Raw genomic sequence first — 15124 nt, forward strand, 5'->3', positions numbered from 1 at the left:
AAGTAGCACATGCGGAAGACACAAGAAAGGGCCGCCCGACGGATCGGACGGCCCTCCTCGAGGACTCAGCGCGGAGGGTCAGCCCTCGGCGTTGGGCTTGTCGAGCGAGTCGGGCTCCTCGTCGGCGATCCAGAGCTCGTCGTCGGCGCGGAAGGTCTGCCACACGGCGTACGCGACACCGACGGCGACGACCGCACCGAGGCTGATCAGCACGACGGCGCCGACGCCGGGACCGGACTTCTGCTTCTTCGGGGAGAACGCCGCGATGTTCTTCGAGACGTTCTTCTTCAGCTTCTTCGCCCGCTTCTTGGCGAGCTCGGGGTCGCGGGCGGCCTGCAGGACGGCCACCGCGGAGCCGAGGGTGGTCGCCACGGCGGGCACCACATCCGACGTGAAACGGTCGCGAGCGGTGTCGCCCGCCGCCTTGACGGCGGCGACGTTCTTGCTGATGGCCGGCGAGACGGAGTCGGCCGCGGTCTTCACGCGAGGGATGACCTCCTCCGTCGTGAGGTGGCCGGCCTGCAGCTTCGCCTGCTTGAGGACGTCGCTGGCACGCTCGATCAGGACCTGCTGGTCGGCCCAGAGCGACTCGGCGGACCCCTTCAGTCGCTTGAGCTCTTTACGGCGTCGGCGGGAGAGAGCCATGTGAAACCTCCATCGGAGTGAGCACGATCACTGTCATCTTGCCACGCATCCGCACATCGGCCATAGCAGCTCACTGGTCATCCACCGTTAGGCGGCTGCGGCTTCCCTGGACGACACGGGCGGTGTGGGAGAATCGGACCATGCCCGCTCACACTCACGTCGCCACTCTCAACACCAACCACGGTCCGATCGTCGTCAACCTCTACGGCTTCCACGCGCCGAAGACCGTGAACAACTTCGTCGGCCTCGCGACGGGTGAGATCGAGTGGACCGACCCCAAGACCGGGCAGGCCTCTACCGCTCCGCTCTACGACGGCGTGGTGTTCCACCGCATCATCCCGGGCTTCATGATCCAGGGCGGCGACCCGCTCGGCACCGGCACCGGCGGCCCGGGCTTCCGCTTCGATGACGAGATCAGCCCCGAGCTCGACTTCACGGAGCCCTACATGCTCGCCATGGCCAACGCCGGCATCCAGGGCGGTCGAGGCACGAATGGATCGCAGTTCTTCATCACCGTGGGCCCGACCACGTGGCTCCAGGGCAAGCACACCATCTTCGGTGTCGTGGCCGACGACGCGTCACGTCGCGTCGTCGACAAGCTCGCGGGTGTGGCGACCGACTCCTACGACCGTCCGCTCGACGACGTCGTGATCGAGAGCGTCACGGTCGAGGCCGTCTGACGCTCGCCGTCACGCACGCTCGCCGCCCATGACGAGTCTCCCTGACTCCCCGGACAACTACTGCTACCGGCATCCGAACCGACAGAGCTTCGTGCTCTGTCAGCGGTGCGGTCGCACCATCTGTCCCGAGTGCCAGGTGCAGGCGGCGGTGGGCGTGCACTGCGTCGAGTGCGCCCGACGCGACCGCCAGGAGACGCCTCGCGCGTACCGCGGGTCGCGGAGGCCGTCGTTCCTGCGCAACCTGACCGGGCAGGGCGCCCCGGTCGTGACGTACGCCATCATCGCGGTGTGCGTGCTGGTCTTCATCCTGCAGTTGATCCCCGGACTGGGCGTGACGCAGGCTCTGCTCTACGCTCCCGCGTACACGAGCGGGGTGCCGGGCATCCCGTTCGAGCCGTGGCGGATGATCACCTCGGCGTTCGTGCACTCGCAGTTCTCGATCGCCCAACCCTGGTCGATTCTCCACATCCTGCTGAACATGTACACGCTGTTCATCTTCGGGCCGATCCTCGAGCGGCTGGTCGGCCGGTGGCGGTTCCTCGCCCTCTACCTCGTCGCCGCGTTCGGCGGCTCGGTAGCGGTCGACCTCCTCGCCGATCCGCGGACCGCGGTGGTGGGTGCCTCGGGCGCGATCTTCGGCCTGATGGGCGCGTTCTTCATCATCAACCGTCACCTGGGCGGTGACAGCGCACAGATCCTCGTGCTCGTCGGCCTCAACCTGGCGATGGGCTTCTTCATCTCGGGCATCTCGTGGCAGGCCCATGTCGGCGGTCTCATCGCCGGCGGGTTGGTGGCGCTGGTCTACGTGCGCACCAGGAGACGACAGCAGAAATGGGTGCAGATACTCCTGGTGGCGGCGATCGTCGCCGCTCTCATCGCGGTGACGGCGATCAGGACGCTCTTCTACTGAGGATAGTTATCCACAGGTTTATCCCCATTGGGGAAACTTACACCGGTGTAAGTTGTGGAACCCGGACGGTCAGCGCCACCGCGTCGTCATGATGAAGCCGATGAAGGCGATGCCGAAGCCGATGAGGATGTTCCACGTGCCGAGGCCGGGAACCGGCAGGATGCCCTGGCTGACGTAGAAGACGATGATCCAGAGCAGACCGATCAGCATGAAGCCGAACATCACCGGCTTGTACCAGACCGGGTTCGGGCTCTTCGCCGTCTCGTCGGAACTGGTGCGCTGCACGTCGCGCGAGCGCCGCGCGACGTCGCTCGAGGATGCTCGGTCTCTGGCCATGGGGAGAAGTCTAACGAAAACCCCTGTGGGAACCCGAGTCGTTCTCCACAGGCAACCATTCCGGAGCAGTCCTTCAGGTTGCCGCACCTAGGATGTCACCATGAGCACGTCTGACGACGTCGCCCCGGGGGCCGACGACCTTCCTCTGCGTCCGCGCAGGCCCAAGAAGACCAAGCCCAAGCGCAGCGTCACCTCGCGCGTGATCGGCGTCGTCGGCGAGCTGTTCATCACCGGCGGTGTGCTGGTGCTGCTCTTCCTCGGCTGGCAGTTCTCGATCAACGGGATCATGCTGAACAACCAGCAGGCGAGCGACGCCTCGTCGCTGTCGCAGCAGTGGGCCACCGAGACACCGACGGCCGCGCCGTCCGCAGACCCGTCTTCCGCCGCGCAGCCGAGCCCGGTGACCGGCCAGTACGGCGACCCGGTGGTCGGCGGCATCCCGGCGGCCGGCCAGGAGTTCGCGGTGCTCTACGTGCCGCGTTTCGGCAGCGACTTCCGCAAGACCATCGCTCAGGGCGTCGATCCCAAGGCCGTGCTCAACAACGGCGGTGCCGGCCACTACCCCAGCACGCAGATGCCGGGCGAGGTGGGCAACTTCGCCATCGCCGCGCACCGCGACGGCTGGGGCAGCCCCTTCCTCAAGATCAACGAGCTCCAGATCGGCGACCCCATCTACATCGAGACGCAGGACGGCTACTACACGTACCGGTTCCGCGGGCTCGAGTACGTCACGCCCTACGGGGTCGGAGTGATCGACCCGGTCCCCCAGGCCGAGGGCGTCGCCCCGACCGACCGACTGATCACCCTCACCAGCTGCAACCCGCTCTACATCGCCTCCGAGCGCATCATCGCGTACGGCGTGCTCGAGAGCTGGCAGCCGAGGTCGGCGGGGCCGCCGGCCGAGATCGCGGGAATGGTGGGCACCTGATGTACGCAGCTCTCTGGCGGGTGCTTCCGGGGCCGGTGTGGCTCCGCATCCTGATCCTCGTCGTGCTCCTCGCGGCGGTGCTCTACGTGCTCGCGTTCTACGTCTTCCCGTGGATCGACGAGATCACGACGCCGACGCAGGATGTGACGGTCGACCAATGACGCGCGTCCTGGTCATCGACAACTACGACAGCTTCGTCTACACGCTCGCGGGGTACCTCCAGCAGCTGGGCGCCGAGGTCGAGGTCGTGCGCAACGACTCCTTCGACGCGGCAGACGCGGGCGTGAAGCTCGCCGAGTACGACGCTGTGCTGGTCTCGCCCGGTCCCGGGAAGCCCGCCGACGCCGGCGTGTCGATCCCGGTCGTCCACGCGGCGATCGAGGCCGATGTGCCGCTCCTCGGGGTGTGCCTCGGCCACCAGGCCATCGCCGAGGCGATGGGCGCGACGGTCACCAATGCCGACGAGCTGATGCACGGCAAGACGTCGGTGATCGAGCACGACGGCAGCGCCTTCTACGACGATGTGCCCTCATCCTTCACCGCGACGCGTTACCACTCGCTCGCGGTGGTCGACGGGACGGTGCCCGAGACGCTCGTGATCACCTCGCGGACGCAGGGTGGCGTCATCATGGGCCTGCAACACGCCTCCGCCCGCGTCTATGGCGTGCAGTTCCACCCCGAATCGGTGCTCACCGAGGGCGGCTACGCGATGCTGGGCAACTGGCTCGCCCTCGCCGGTCTCGCGGAGGCCAAAGAGCTCTCGAAGGGCCTCAACCCGCTGCTTCGCGCGGTCTGAGCGCGAACGCACGCGTCGACGGCGACGTCCGCATCTGCATCCGGATGCGCGTGGCCGGCGTCAGCGACGACCGCAGTAGCGGAGTGTGATCTCGGCGCCCTGCGGTGCATCGCCGGCGGCGATCGACTGGCTCGAGACCGGGTTGCCCTGGACGGCGTCGCACCCCATGTCCTGCTCCACCTTCACGGCGAGCGAGAGCTGCGTGAGCGTGGACTGCGCCGCATCGATCGGCTGGCCGGTCACGTCGGGGACCGTGACGAGCCCCGAGGAGACCACGAGGTTCACGGTGTCGCCCTCGTAGCCCTGCGTCGTGCCCGCGGGATCGGTGCGGATGACCGTGTCGGCCGGGGCGGAGGCGGAGTTCTCCTTGGTGGTCTGCCCCACCTTGAATCCCGCCTGCGTGAGCTGTGCGGTGGCGTCGGCCGCCGACAGCCCTTGCACGGACGGCACCGCCACGGTCTTGCGACCCTGTGACACGTTGACGGTGATCACCGTCTGCGGGCTCACGATGGTGCCGGCCGCCGGACTGGTGTCGACCACCTGGCCCTTCGGCACGGTGTCGCTGTACACCTCGAAGCGTGCGGTCACGAGATCGAGCTGCTGCAGCGTGGACTGGGCGTCCTCGAACGTCTGGCCGGCCACCGTGGGCACCTCACGGGACGCCGAGGGAAGCTGATCGGACGGCTGGAGCGAGAGCACCCAGAACACGATCGCCACCAGGATGACGGCGACCGAGGCGATCCCCGCCCAGATCCACAGCACGGGCGGACGTGATTGGGTCCGGACCGCGTACTCGTCGTCGCCGGCCAGCTGGGTGAGCGGTGACTCGGATCCGGCGGCGAGGCTGGGAGGGGCGCCGAACAGCGAGGACTGGAAGTCGTCGACCGGCACGCGCTTCGAGGGGATGCGCCCGGAGGCCGCGACCTCGAGGTCGGCGCGGAACTCGGCGGAGCTCTGGAAGCGGGCGAAGCGATCCTTCGCGAGGGCGTGCAGCACGACCTGGTCGACCGCGGGCGAGACCAGCGGATTGAGGCTCGACGGCGCGGCGGGAGCCTCGCTCACATGCTGGTAGGCCACGGCTACCGGGGTGTCGCCGCTGAACGGCGGCCGCCCGGTGAGCATCTCGAACAGCACGATGCCCGTGGAGTAGAGGTCGGTGCGTGCGTCGACCGACTCGCCGCGGGCCTGCTCGGGCGAGAAGTACTGTGCGGTGCCGAGGATGGCGGTCGTCTGCGCGACGGTCGCCGACGAGTCGGAGATGGCGCGGGCGATGCCGAAGTCCATCACCTTCACCTGGCCGCCGTGCGTGATCATCACGTTGCCCGGCTTGATGTCGCGGTGCACGACCCCGGCGCGGTGCGAGTACTCCAGCGCGGTGAGGATGCCCTCGGTGACGCGGATCGCCTCCGCCACGTCGAGCGGGCCGTCTGACTTGATGACGTCCTTCAGCAGGCGCCCGTCGACGTACTCCATCACGATGAAGGGCACGACACCCTCGAAGCCGCCGGGCTCGGCGATGCGCTCCTCGCCGGCATCGAACACCCTCACGATGGTCGGGTGCGCCATGCGCGATGCTGCCTGCGCCTCCTGCCGGAAGCGGGTGCGGAAGATCGGATCGCCCGCGAGCTGCGATCGGAGCAGCTTGATGGCCACCTGGCGCCCGAGCCGCTCGTCGCGGCCCATGTAGACGTTGGACATGCCGCCGCGGCCGATGAGGTCACCCAGGCGGTACCTCCCGGCGAGCAGTCGGGTGTCGTCGGTCACGGTCGTGGGGCTCCTCTATGCGCTGCTGGACGTGTGGTGCGTGGGTGATCAGTTGCCGGTGCCGCCGCCACCGGTGCCGCCCCCGCCGGATCCGCCGCCGGCCGCGGGGCCGATCTCGACGTTCAGGGGAGGGGAGAAGCCGGAGGCCGCGCCGGAGCAGCTGACCGCGTACGTGATCGAGATGCTGCTGCCCTGGGCGTTGGCCGCCTGCAGGGTCGCCGTCGTCCCGGTGCCGGGCTCGATGGTCACCGCGGCGTTCGACGCCTGCACGGTGTACCCGCTCAGCGTGGTGCCGGACGGGCAGCTGTACGGCGACCAGCTCACGACGAACGTGCCGTTGGCCGGGATCTTGCCGCCCGACTCGCCGCTCTGGATCTTCGGCGCCGCAGTCGGCGCATCCGGAACGATCTGCGGGCTGTACACCGTGAGAGTGATCGTGGTGCCCTTGGTGACGTTGCCGACCGGGCTCGCCTGGTAGACGACGTCGACCTGGTCGGCGCTCGTCGCCGGGCTTCCGGCGGCACGGTCGGCGCTCAGGCCGAGGCCGGTGAGGATGGCGGAGGCCTCGTCGAAGGTCTTGCCCTTGAGCTCGGCCTCGCTGACCGCGACCGTGTTGGAGGTCGGAGTGGGCGTGGGAGTCGGCGTCGGCGTGTTCGTCGGCGTCGAAGGAGCCGACGTCGGCGTGGTGGGAGCCGGTGTGGGGTTGCTGCTGTTCCCGGAGTTCTGGAGGAGCAGCCCCACGATCGTGCCGATGATGACCAGCGCGAGGATGACGATGAGGACGATGAGCGGCACCGTCCACGGGCTGCGCTTCTTCTTCTCGGGCTCGGTCGGCTGCTCGGTCGCGATCGGAGCCTGGGCGGTGGGGGTGGGCTGGAGGCCCTGGGCGCCGAGCACGGTCGTCGCCGCCGTGGGGGCGGAGGACGACATCACGCGGGTGGCCGACGTCGGAGGCAGCTCGGCGCCCCCGAGCACGGCCGGCACGGCGACGGCGGCCGCCGCGATGTCGCCGCGGCGCAGGGCCATCGCGGCCCGGGCGAGGTTGCCGGTGGAGGTGGGGCGCTCATCGGGCTTCTTGGCGATGCAGGCGAGCACGAGGTTGCGCACGGGCTCGGGCACCGTGGTGGGGAGCGGCGGCGGCTGCTCGTTGATCTGCGCCATCGCGATCGCCACCTGCGACTCGCCCGTGAACGGACGCCGACCGGCCAGGCACTCGTACGCGACGATGCCCAGCGAGTAGATGTCGGTGGTGGGTGAGGCCGGCTGACCGCTCGCCTGCTCCGGCGAGAGGTACTGCACCGTGCCCATGACCTGACCGGTGGCGGTCAGCGGAACCTGGTCGGCGATCCGGGCGATGCCGAAGTCGGTGATCTTGACCCGCCCGTCCGGCGTGATCAGGAGGTTGCCGGGCTTGATGTCGCGGTGGACGAGGCCGGCAGCGTGCGCGGCCTGCAGAGCGAGCGCGGTCTGAGCGACGATGTCGAGGACACGGTCGGTCGGGAGGGTGTGCTCACGCTCGAGGATGGTCGAGAGCGCCTCGCCGGGCACCAGCTCCATGACGAGGTAGGCGCTGCCCTCCTCCTCGCCGTAGTCGTACACGTTGGCGATGCCCTCGTGGTTGACGAGCGCGGCGTGGCGGGCCTCGGCGCGGAAGCGCTCGAGGAACCCCGGGTCGCCCATGTACTCGTCCTTGAGGATCTTGATGGCGACGGTACGCCCGATGACGAGGTCGGTGGCCTCCCACACCTCGCCCATGCCGCCGATCGCGATCCGCTTGGACAGCTCGTACCGGCCTCCGAACGTCAGCCCTGCTGTGGGTCTCATTTATTCAGCACCGCCTCTAGTACTTGTTTCGCGATCGGCGCGGCCAGGCTGTTGCCCGTGCCGGACTGCCCTTGCCCGCCGCCGTTCTCCACCACGACCGCCACAGCGATCTGAGGATTGTCGGCAGGCGCGTATCCGGTGAACCACAGCGTGTAGGGATCGCCGTCCCCGTTCTCCGCGGTCCCCGTCTTACCGGCCACACTGGTCCCGTCTATTCTTGCATTAGTCGCCGCCCCGGACTGGACCGCCTCGACCATCAGTTGAGAGATCGTCGACGCGGTCTGGCTGGTCATGGGGGTGGCGAACTCCTTCGGCTGGAAGCTCTGGAGGCTGCTCAAGTCGGGAGCGTTGATCGACTCGACGAGGTTCGGGGTCATGATCTTCCCGCCGTTCGCCACCGCGGCCGAGAGCATCGCGATCTGCAGCGGGGTCGCGACGTCGCTGCCCTGGCCGAAGGACTGCAGGGCGAGCTGGGCGTCGTCGCCGCCCACGCTCGGGAACTGGCTCGCCGACACGGTCATCGGCACCGTGAGCTCCTTGCCGAAGCCGAAGGCGTTCGCCATGTCGGTGAGATCCTTGTCGCCCATCTCGACGCCGAGCTCAGCCATCGGGATGTTGCACGACAGGATGAACGCGGTCGCGATGCTGACCTGGTCGCCACCGCCGCAGGTTCCCCCGCCCGCATTCGAGACGGTGTTCTCGGATCCGGGCAGCTGGTAGCGCGCTGTGTTGTCGAGCGTGTGGTCGACCGGCAGGCCGGCGTTCTGGAGCGCCGCCGCGGTGGTCACGATCTTGAAGGTCGAGCCGGGCGGGTTCAGATCGTCGATCGTCTTGTTGATGAGGGGATCGCCGGCGGCCTGGAGCAGCTGCTGATAGGTGTCGTCGACCGTCTTGGTGTCGTGGACCGCGAGGGCGTTCGGATCGTAGTCGGGCTTCGACACCATGGCGAGGATGCGGCCGGTCGACGGCTCGATGGCGACCACCGCGCCCTGCAGGTCGCCGAGCGCGTCGTAGGCGGCCTGCTGGGCGACCGGGTCGATCGTGAGCGACACGGACGCGCCCTGGGGGTTCTGGCCGGTGATGATGCGGTTGAGGTAGTCGAGGAACTGCGAGCTCGACGTGCCGCTGAGGTAGTCGTTGAGCGACTGCTCGATGCCGGTCGAACCCTGGCCGAGCGTGTAGTAGCCGGTGACAGCGCTGTAGAGCGGACCGTTCGTGTACACACGCTGGTACTTGTACTCGTCGCTGCTCGGGATCGACTCGGCGATCGGCTGGCCCTGCACCAGGATCGAGCCGCGCTGGACGTCGTAGCTGGCGTAGATGGTGCGGGCGTTGCGAGGGTTGTCGGCGAGGTTCGACGCCTGGAAGAACTGGATGGTGGTGCTCGACACGAAGAGCGCCACGAACATCAGGGCGACCACGATGCTCACGCGTTTGAGTTCTCGGGTCATCGTTCTAGATCACCAGCCTTGGCTGATTGCGAACTGTGTCGGACAGCCGCAGCAGGAGCGCGACGATGATCCAGTTCGCGACGAGAGACGATCCACCCGCGGCGAGGAACGGTGTGGTGAGTCCGGTCAGCGGGATCACGCGGGTGACGCCGCCGATGACGATGAAGCACTGCAGGGCGACCGTGAACGACAGGCCCACACCCAGCAGGCGGCCGAAGTCGTCCTGTCCGGCGAAGCTGATCCGGAGGCCACGCGCGATGAACAGCATGTAGAGGCAGAAGATCGCGAAGAGCCCCGCGAGACCGAGCTCCTCGCCCAGGCTCGCGATGATGTAGTCGCTCTGCGCCAGCGGTGTGATGTCGGGTCGGCCCTGACCGAGGCCGGTGCCGATCAGGCCGCCGTTCGCCAGACCGAACAGGCCCTGGACGAGCTGATAGCTGGCGTTGTCGGGATCCTTGAAGGGGTACAGCCAGTTGGTGAACCGGTCGTTCACGTACGGCAGCACCTGGCTGGCAATGATCGCGCCCGCGAGGAACAGCCCCACGCCGAGCACGACCCAGCTCGCCCGGCCCGTGGCGACGTAGAGCATGACCACGAAGAGGCCGAAGTAGAGGAGCGCGGTGCCGAGGTCGCGCTGGAAGATGATGATCGCCATCGCGACACCCCAGAGCACCAGGATCGGCCCGAGGTCGCGGGCGCGGGGGAAGCGCATGCCGAGGAACTTCCGGCCCACCATCGACAGGCTGTCGCGGCGTGACACGAGGTAGCCGGCGAAGAACACCGCCAGGGCGATCTTCGCGACCTCACCCGGCTGGAACGAGAACTCGCCGATGTGGATCCACACCCGGGCGCCGTAGATCTCCTGCCCGACCACGGGGAGCATCGGCAGCAGCAGCAGGACCGCGGCGACGAGCATCGCGATGTACGTGTAGCGCTGTAGCACCCGGTGATTGCGGATCACGACGACGACGGCGATCGCGATCACGAGTGCGATCGCGCTCCACACCACCTGACGGACCGCCGTGCTCTCCCAGCCGGTGAGGTCGTTCGCGATGTCGATCCGGTAGATCTCGGCGATGCCGAGGCCGTTCAGGAGCGTCGCGATGGGGAGGATGAAGGGATCGGCGTTGCTCGCCACGAACCGCAGCGCCACGTGCATCGCGAACACCAGGATCGCCAGGCTCGAGCCGAGGAACAGGACGGTCTGATCGGCGTAGCCGAGCGCGCCGAACTGCACGAGCACCACGGCGGCCGCGTTGACGGCGCACGCGAAGATGAGCATGACGAGCTCGAGGTTGCGCAGCTTCATGGGCACGCGGATACGGCGCACGCCCTTGCCGGGGGTCTCCGGGCGGGACGTGCCGACCGGGGCCGTGATGTCGGTCATCCGGTCACCCCCTCGGCCGGTTGGTCGGCCGGCGGGTTCACCGGCGCGTTCGGATCGACGGTGGTCGGGGTGGGCGTGGGAGTGGCCGGGTCGTCGGGCTGCACCGTCGCATCCGACAGCCGCTGAACGATCTCGAGCGCCTCGGTCACCGAGCCGGCGCTGATGGTGTTGGACACCTGGCCCTGAGCGTAGGGCGACAGCGAGTCGACCGAGATGTCGGTCTGCTGGAACACGTGCGAGAGCGACACGGGCCCGATGCCCTGCTGCACGCCCTGGTAGACCGCGACGTAGCCGTCGGACTGGCCGACGAAGTAGCGGGTCTGCGTCCACTGGTAGGCGGTGTAGAGGCCGGCCCCGACGAGGGCGAGGATCACGAGGATGCTCACGAGCCAGGTCGCCTTGCGCCGGCGCGAGCGCCGCCGGTCCTCTTCGATGAGCTCGTCGAGGTATCCCTCGGACTCGGGTTCGAAGTGACTCTCGGGCTGGACCGGCCTCGGATGCAGGCGAAGGCCCGGAAGACGACCCGAGCGGCGGCCGATCTGCTGGTCGAAGACGATGGGTGCCGAGGCCGAGCCGACCGTGGTCGGCGTCTGCTCGGGCGCCTCGAGCGACTGCTCGACGTCGATGACGATGACGGTGACGTTGTCGGGGGCCCCACGGTCGAGGCTCTCGCGCACGAGGGCGTCGGCCGCCGCATCCGGATCGGACAGCTCGGTGAGGACCCGCTCGATGTCGTCGCGCTCGACGACGCCGCTCAGACCGTCGGAGCAGAGCATCCAGCGGTCGCCGGGCCGCGTGTCCATCACCTGGAGGTCGACCTCGGGCGCCGCGTCGACGTCGCCGAGCACGCGCATGAGCACCGAGCGGCGGGGATGGGTCTTCGCCTCCTCCGGCGTGATGCGGCCCGAGTCGACGAGCCGCTGCACGAAGGTGTGATCGACCGTGATCTGCGAGAGCACCCCGTCGCGCAGGCGGTAGATGCGCGAGTCGCCGATGTGTGCGATCGCGACGCTCTGGCCCACGCGCACGAGTGCGCTGAGGGTCGTGCCCATGCCGGTGAGCTCCGGATGCTCGTACACCGTCTCGGAGAGCACGGCGTTCGTGGCGACGATCGCCTCCTGCAGAGCGAACTCGGCGTCGACCGCGGAGCTGTACTGGCCGTCGATCTCGGCGAGACGGCGCACCGCCAGGGCGGAGGCGACGTCGCCGCCCGCATGACCGCCCATGCCGTCGGCGACCACGAACAGGGTCTCACCGGCGAAGCCGGAGTCCTGGTTGTTCGAGCGGATCTTTCCAGTGTGCGAGACGGCCGCGCTCACGGTCACAATCGCCACGGACTACCGCCGCAGCTCGAACGTGGTGGCGCCGATGCGGATCGGCGTGTTCAGCGTCACGTGCAGGGGGGAGGTGACGCGCTGCCCGTCGAGGAACGTCCCATTCGTCGAGTCGAGGTCCTGCACCACCCACTCGTCGCCCCAGACCATGAGGCGGGCGTGGTGCGTGGAGGTGTAGTCGTCGCGGATGACCACGCTCGAGTCGGACGAGCGCCCGATGGTGAGCGGCTCGGTGCCGAGCGGGATCTCGGCCCCCGACTTGGGGCCGGAGGTGATGACCAGCCGGCCGGCATTGCTGGTCGTGGCCCGGGGCGGGCCGCTTAGCTCGGTGCCGGGCGCGGGCACGAACGTGGGCACCTTCGGCGCCGGGGCGCCGGATGCAGGGGTCGTCACCGGCTGAGGGGGCGGGGCCGCCGCGGCGGGGGCCTCCTTCAGGCGCCGCACGCGCGAGCCGAACAGGTCGGAGCGCATCGCGTAGACGATGACGAAGACGAAGATCCAGAGCAGTGCGAGGAACGCGATCTGGAGGATCAGCAGGGTGAGCTCACTCATGGCCGCTACCCCCAGAACCCGCCGGGATCGTGGGCGGGGCGCTGCCCGCCGGGCTGGTTCGGGGCCGAGGCGGGGCGCTGCGGCGGAGCGCCCGGGGTTCGGGAAGCGCCGGCGCGGCTGCTGCCGCTCGCGCTGGTCTGGGGCACGACGCGGAAGGTGATGGCGGTGCGGCCGATGGTGATGACCGAGTCGGGATCGAGCGTCGCCTTCTGGAACGGGCGGCCGTTCAGCTGCGAGCCGTTCGTGGAGCCGAGGTCGCGTGCCTGGGCGTGAGACCCGTCCCACAGGATCTCGACGTGCTTGCGACTGGTGCCGGTGTCGTCGATCGTGATGTCGGCGTCGCTGCCGCGGCCGATGACCGTGCGGGAACGGAGCGGGTGGCGCTTGCCCGCGATGTCGACGACCGGGACCCATCGCACATCGTCGGAGAGGTTGGACGACTCGACCTCGATCATCCCCTTGCTCATCGAGTCGTCGCTCACGAGATCGATGACCACCGGTCCCGCGAACTGGAAGCCCTGTTGAGCCGCGTGCCGCTTGACGATGCCGTCGAGCTCGGTGATGAGCGCCGAACCCAGCGCCGTCATGCGCTCATGGTCGGCGGGGGAGAGGAGCACGCGGAAGGAGTTGGGCACCAGGATGCGGTCGCGCGCCACCACGGCGGCCTTGGTGTCGAGCTCGCGCTTCAGGGCCGACGAGATCTCCACCGGCTGCAGCCCCGAACGGAAGGTCTTCGCGAACGCGCCGTTGACGGCGCGCTCGAGACCTCGCTCGAAACTGTCCAGGATTCCCACGTCTGTCCCGTTCTCCTTGCTTCCTCTATCGGTCCTGTCCCAGACGGCGTCGTCGGCGGCGGGAACGAATGGATGGGGGTTCGCACAGCGGGTGCGTGTCGGTGTTGGGGGTGGATGCTACGACGATGTTACTCAGCTTGACCGATAAACCACTGCCAGACCGCCGTCGAAGCGCGCGGGGTTACGATACGCGACATGGGTGACCAGAACACCGCAGAGAGCATGGACGAGGTGGCCGAGCGCCTCATGCGCACGTCGCGGACCATCGCCGTCGTCGGCCTCAGCACCGATCCTGCGAAGTCGGCGCATTCCGTCCCCGCTCGACTGCAGTCGGTGGGGTATCGCGTGATCGGGGTGCATCCGACCGCGACGACCCTGCTGGGAGAGCCGGCCTATCGGTCGCTCGACGACATCCCCGAACCGGTGGACTTCGTCGACGTGTTCCGGCCTGCGCCGGAGGCCGCCGGCATCGCGGAGCAGGCGGTGCGGATCGGCGCTCGCGGTGTCTGGCTGCAGCTCGGGATCGCCTCGCCGGAGGCGCGGCGGATCGCCGAGGAGGGTGGGATCGACTACGTGGAGGACCGCTGCACCGCCGTGGTGCTGGCGGTCTCCGGAGCGCGGCCGCCCGCGGCGTGAATGCGTCCGTGCTCGGGTCCTGAGGTGTCCGCGTTCGGTCTGGCCCGTCGCGTCTTTGTGGTAGTCTCGTCCAGTTCGCGCGAGTGGCGGAATTGGCAGACGCGCTGGCTTCAGGTGCCAGTGCCCGCAAGGGCGTGGGGGTTCAAGTCCCCCCTCGCGCACGGACGGTGGAGGGCTCGGATCGATGATCCGGGTCCTCTTCTTCTTCTGCCGCCTCGGGCTGTGAGGTCGGGGCGTTCGGGTGTGGGATCGGAGCATGAGCGACGATCACCTGGCGACCGCGACCGTGCAGATCAGGGCGACGCCCCATGAGGTGTGGGCCGTGCTGACCGACTCCTCCCGTGTGCCGGAGTACATGTTCGGCTCGGAGGTGGAGACCGACTGGACGGCGGGCTCGGCCATCGTCTACCGCGGTGAGTGGGAGGGGAAGGCCTTCGAGGACCGGGGCGAGATCGTGCTCGTGGAGGAGCCCCACCGCCTCGTGATGACGCACTTCAGCCCGACATCCGACGACTCAGGGGCTGCTGCGGTGCATCACACCGTGTCGTACTCCCTCGAGCCCATCGGCGACGACCGGACGCGTGTGGTGCTCACGCAGGACCACAACGCCAGCGAGGACGAGGCCACCCGAGCGGAGGCGAACTGGTCGGCCATGCTCGAGGCCCTGCGCGCGGCGGTGGAGAAGGACATCCTCACGGACTGACTCCCGGGGCGAGAGCGTCGACGAGGGAACGGAGGCCGTCGGCCCACGTCTCCGCCTCGACATCGCCCAGCGTCAGCTCCAGCCGGTGATCATCGATGGAGAGGACGAGGTCGTCGCTCTCGCAGGCGATGGACTCGACCTCGGTGAGCGGGATGCGGCGGCGCATGGGAGCGCCTAGTGCGAGATCCAGTCCACGGACCGCGACGGAGACGCCTTCGTGGCGTTCGGCGATCCTCCCGGAGGGGTCGTAGAGGGTGGCGGTGGCGGTGCTGTCTGCGTTCATGCGGACGAGTGTGAGGCCGACCGGTGGGCGCTGCAGCGACTGAGGTCACATCTGTGGATAACTTTGGCGCCCCGCCTGTCTGTGCGGGACCCAGACCCTCT

The 15124-nt window shown here is 68.6% G+C and carries 17 protein-coding genes and 1 tRNA gene; 8 read left to right on the forward strand and 10 right to left on the reverse strand.

What is annotated here, in order from left to right; all coding sequences use genetic code 11:
* Window positions 1-78: 78 nt before the first annotated feature.
* The gene (locus tag ACFJGV_RS12240; RefSeq protein WP_378144218.1) at window positions 79-645 is read right to left on the reverse strand and encodes a hypothetical protein; all 567 of its coding nucleotides are present in this window, start codon (window positions 643-645) and stop codon (window positions 79-81) included.
* A gap of 140 nt (window positions 646-785) precedes the next feature.
* On the opposite strand from ACFJGV_RS12240, the gene ACFJGV_RS12245 reads away from it, so the two are divergent.
* Both ACFJGV_RS12245 and ACFJGV_RS12250 read left to right on the forward strand, forming a co-directional pair.
* Entirely contained in the window at window positions 786-1325 is a 540-nt protein-coding gene (locus tag ACFJGV_RS12245; protein WP_378144220.1) for a peptidylprolyl isomerase, read from the forward strand.
* A 28-nt stretch (window positions 1326-1353) separates the two neighbouring features.
* Window positions 1354-2235: a rhomboid family intramembrane serine protease gene (locus tag ACFJGV_RS12250; protein ID WP_378144221.1), complete on the forward strand. Its 882-nt coding sequence runs from the start codon at window positions 1354-1356 to the stop codon at window positions 2233-2235.
* A 69-nt stretch (window positions 2236-2304) separates the two neighbouring features.
* On the opposite strand, the gene ACFJGV_RS12255 is transcribed toward ACFJGV_RS12250, so the two are convergent.
* Window positions 2305-2571, reverse strand: coding sequence for a cell division protein CrgA (locus tag ACFJGV_RS12255; RefSeq protein ID WP_378144222.1), 267 nt, complete (start codon window positions 2569-2571; stop codon window positions 2305-2307).
* 100 nt (window positions 2572-2671) lie between these two features.
* Between ACFJGV_RS12255 and ACFJGV_RS12260 the strand changes: the two genes are divergently transcribed.
* The 3 genes from ACFJGV_RS12260 to ACFJGV_RS12270 are packed head-to-tail and all read left to right on the forward strand — an operon-like array spanning window position 2672 to window position 4295.
* Window positions 2672-3499: a class E sortase gene (locus ACFJGV_RS12260; protein ID WP_378144223.1), complete on the forward strand. Its 828-nt coding sequence runs from the start codon at window positions 2672-2674 to the stop codon at window positions 3497-3499.
* Window positions 3499-3660, forward strand: coding sequence for a hypothetical protein (locus ACFJGV_RS12265; protein WP_378144224.1), 162 nt, complete (start codon window positions 3499-3501; stop codon window positions 3658-3660). Before ACFJGV_RS12260 ends, ACFJGV_RS12265 begins: the two co-directional genes overlap by 1 nt.
* Window positions 3657-4295, forward strand: coding sequence for an anthranilate synthase component II (locus tag ACFJGV_RS12270; RefSeq protein WP_378144225.1), 639 nt, complete (start codon window positions 3657-3659; stop codon window positions 4293-4295). Before ACFJGV_RS12265 ends, ACFJGV_RS12270 begins: the two co-directional genes overlap by 4 nt.
* Before the next feature lie 60 nt (window positions 4296-4355).
* On the opposite strand, the gene pknB is transcribed toward ACFJGV_RS12270, so the two are convergent.
* Genes pknB through ACFJGV_RS12305 form a run of 7 tightly spaced genes read right to left on the reverse strand, consistent with a single transcriptional unit; the run spans window position 4356 to window position 13401 of the window.
* Window positions 4356-6059: a Stk1 family PASTA domain-containing Ser/Thr kinase gene (pknB, locus tag ACFJGV_RS12275; RefSeq protein ID WP_378144226.1), complete on the reverse strand. Its 1704-nt coding sequence runs from the start codon at window positions 6057-6059 to the stop codon at window positions 4356-4358.
* Window positions 6060-6107: 48 nt separating this feature from the next.
* Entirely contained in the window at window positions 6108-7883 is a 1776-nt protein-coding gene (locus tag ACFJGV_RS12280) for a protein kinase (RefSeq protein ID WP_378144227.1), read from the reverse strand.
* Complete coding sequence (locus ACFJGV_RS12285; RefSeq protein ID WP_378144228.1) at window positions 7880-9334, reverse strand: peptidoglycan D,D-transpeptidase FtsI family protein; 1455 nt, start codon at window positions 9332-9334, stop codon at window positions 7880-7882. Before ACFJGV_RS12285 ends, ACFJGV_RS12280 begins: the two co-directional genes overlap by 4 nt.
* Window positions 9335-9338: 4 nt before the next feature.
* Entirely contained in the window at window positions 9339-10721 is a 1383-nt protein-coding gene (locus ACFJGV_RS12290) for an FtsW/RodA/SpoVE family cell cycle protein (RefSeq protein WP_378144229.1), read from the reverse strand.
* Window positions 10718-12040: a PP2C family protein-serine/threonine phosphatase gene (locus ACFJGV_RS12295; RefSeq protein WP_378144230.1), complete on the reverse strand. Its 1323-nt coding sequence runs from the start codon at window positions 12038-12040 to the stop codon at window positions 10718-10720. Before ACFJGV_RS12295 ends, ACFJGV_RS12290 begins: the two co-directional genes overlap by 4 nt.
* A gap of 18 nt (window positions 12041-12058) precedes the next feature.
* A complete protein-coding gene (locus ACFJGV_RS12300) occupies window positions 12059-12607 on the reverse strand; it encodes an FHA domain-containing protein (protein ID WP_378144231.1) in 549 nt (182 codons plus the stop codon).
* Between the two features lie 5 nt (window positions 12608-12612).
* Window positions 12613-13401: an FhaA domain-containing protein gene (locus ACFJGV_RS12305; protein WP_378144232.1), complete on the reverse strand. Its 789-nt coding sequence runs from the start codon at window positions 13399-13401 to the stop codon at window positions 12613-12615.
* A gap of 195 nt (window positions 13402-13596) precedes the next feature.
* On the opposite strand from ACFJGV_RS12305, the gene ACFJGV_RS12310 reads away from it, so the two are divergent.
* From ACFJGV_RS12310 to ACFJGV_RS12320, 3 genes are all read left to right on the forward strand, one after another.
* Window positions 13597-14037, forward strand: a complete 441-nt coding sequence (locus tag ACFJGV_RS12310; RefSeq protein WP_378144233.1) for a CoA-binding protein — start codon at window positions 13597-13599, stop codon at window positions 14035-14037.
* Window positions 14038-14114: 77 nt separating this feature from the next.
* A tRNA-Leu gene (locus ACFJGV_RS12315) sits at window positions 14115-14198 on the forward strand.
* Window positions 14199-14293: 95 nt separating this feature from the next.
* On the forward strand, window positions 14294-14740 hold the full coding sequence (locus ACFJGV_RS12320; protein WP_378144234.1) for an SRPBCC domain-containing protein: 447 nt from the start codon (window positions 14294-14296) through the stop codon (window positions 14738-14740).
* Here the strand turns inward: ACFJGV_RS12320 and ACFJGV_RS12325 are convergent.
* The gene (locus ACFJGV_RS12325) at window positions 14730-15023 is read right to left on the reverse strand and encodes a hypothetical protein (RefSeq protein ID WP_378144235.1); all 294 of its coding nucleotides are present in this window, start codon (window positions 15021-15023) and stop codon (window positions 14730-14732) included. The genes ACFJGV_RS12320 and ACFJGV_RS12325 overlap by 11 nt on opposite strands.
* Between the last annotated feature and the right edge of the window lie 101 nt (window positions 15024-15124).

The sequence above is a fragment of the Cnuibacter sp. UC19_7 genome, assembly GCF_042699995.1.
Classification (GTDB): domain Bacteria; phylum Actinomycetota; class Actinomycetes; order Actinomycetales; family Microbacteriaceae; genus Cnuibacter.

Coding starts and splice junctions, on each gene's coding strand:
- ACFJGV_RS12240 (WP_378144218.1), bottom strand. CDS start 645: ATGGCTCTCTCCCGCCGACGCCGTAAAGAGCTCAAGCGACTGAAGGGG.
- ACFJGV_RS12245 (WP_378144220.1), top strand. CDS start 786: ATGCCCGCTCACACTCACGTCGCCACTCTCAACACCAACCACGGTCCG.
- ACFJGV_RS12250 (WP_378144221.1), top strand. CDS start 1,354: ATGACGAGTCTCCCTGACTCCCCGGACAACTACTGCTACCGGCATCCG.
- ACFJGV_RS12255 (WP_378144222.1), bottom strand. CDS start 2,571: ATGGCCAGAGACCGAGCATCCTCGAGCGACGTCGCGCGGCGCTCGCGC.
- ACFJGV_RS12260 (WP_378144223.1), top strand. CDS start 2,672: ATGAGCACGTCTGACGACGTCGCCCCGGGGGCCGACGACCTTCCTCTG.
- ACFJGV_RS12265 (WP_378144224.1), top strand. CDS start 3,499: ATGTACGCAGCTCTCTGGCGGGTGCTTCCGGGGCCGGTGTGGCTCCGC.
- ACFJGV_RS12270 (WP_378144225.1), top strand. CDS start 3,657: ATGACGCGCGTCCTGGTCATCGACAACTACGACAGCTTCGTCTACACG.
- ACFJGV_RS12280 (WP_378144227.1), bottom strand. CDS start 7,883: ATGAGACCCACAGCAGGGCTGACGTTCGGAGGCCGGTACGAGCTGTCC.
- ACFJGV_RS12285 (WP_378144228.1), bottom strand. CDS start 9,334: ATGACCCGAGAACTCAAACGCGTGAGCATCGTGGTCGCCCTGATGTTC.
- ACFJGV_RS12290 (WP_378144229.1), bottom strand. CDS start 10,721: ATGACCGACATCACGGCCCCGGTCGGCACGTCCCGCCCGGAGACCCCC.
- ACFJGV_RS12300 (WP_378144231.1), bottom strand. CDS start 12,607: ATGAGTGAGCTCACCCTGCTGATCCTCCAGATCGCGTTCCTCGCACTG.
- ACFJGV_RS12310 (WP_378144233.1), top strand. CDS start 13,597: ATGGGTGACCAGAACACCGCAGAGAGCATGGACGAGGTGGCCGAGCGC.
- ACFJGV_RS12320 (WP_378144234.1), top strand. CDS start 14,294: ATGAGCGACGATCACCTGGCGACCGCGACCGTGCAGATCAGGGCGACG.
- ACFJGV_RS12325 (WP_378144235.1), bottom strand. CDS start 15,023: ATGAACGCAGACAGCACCGCCACCGCCACCCTCTACGACCCCTCCGGG.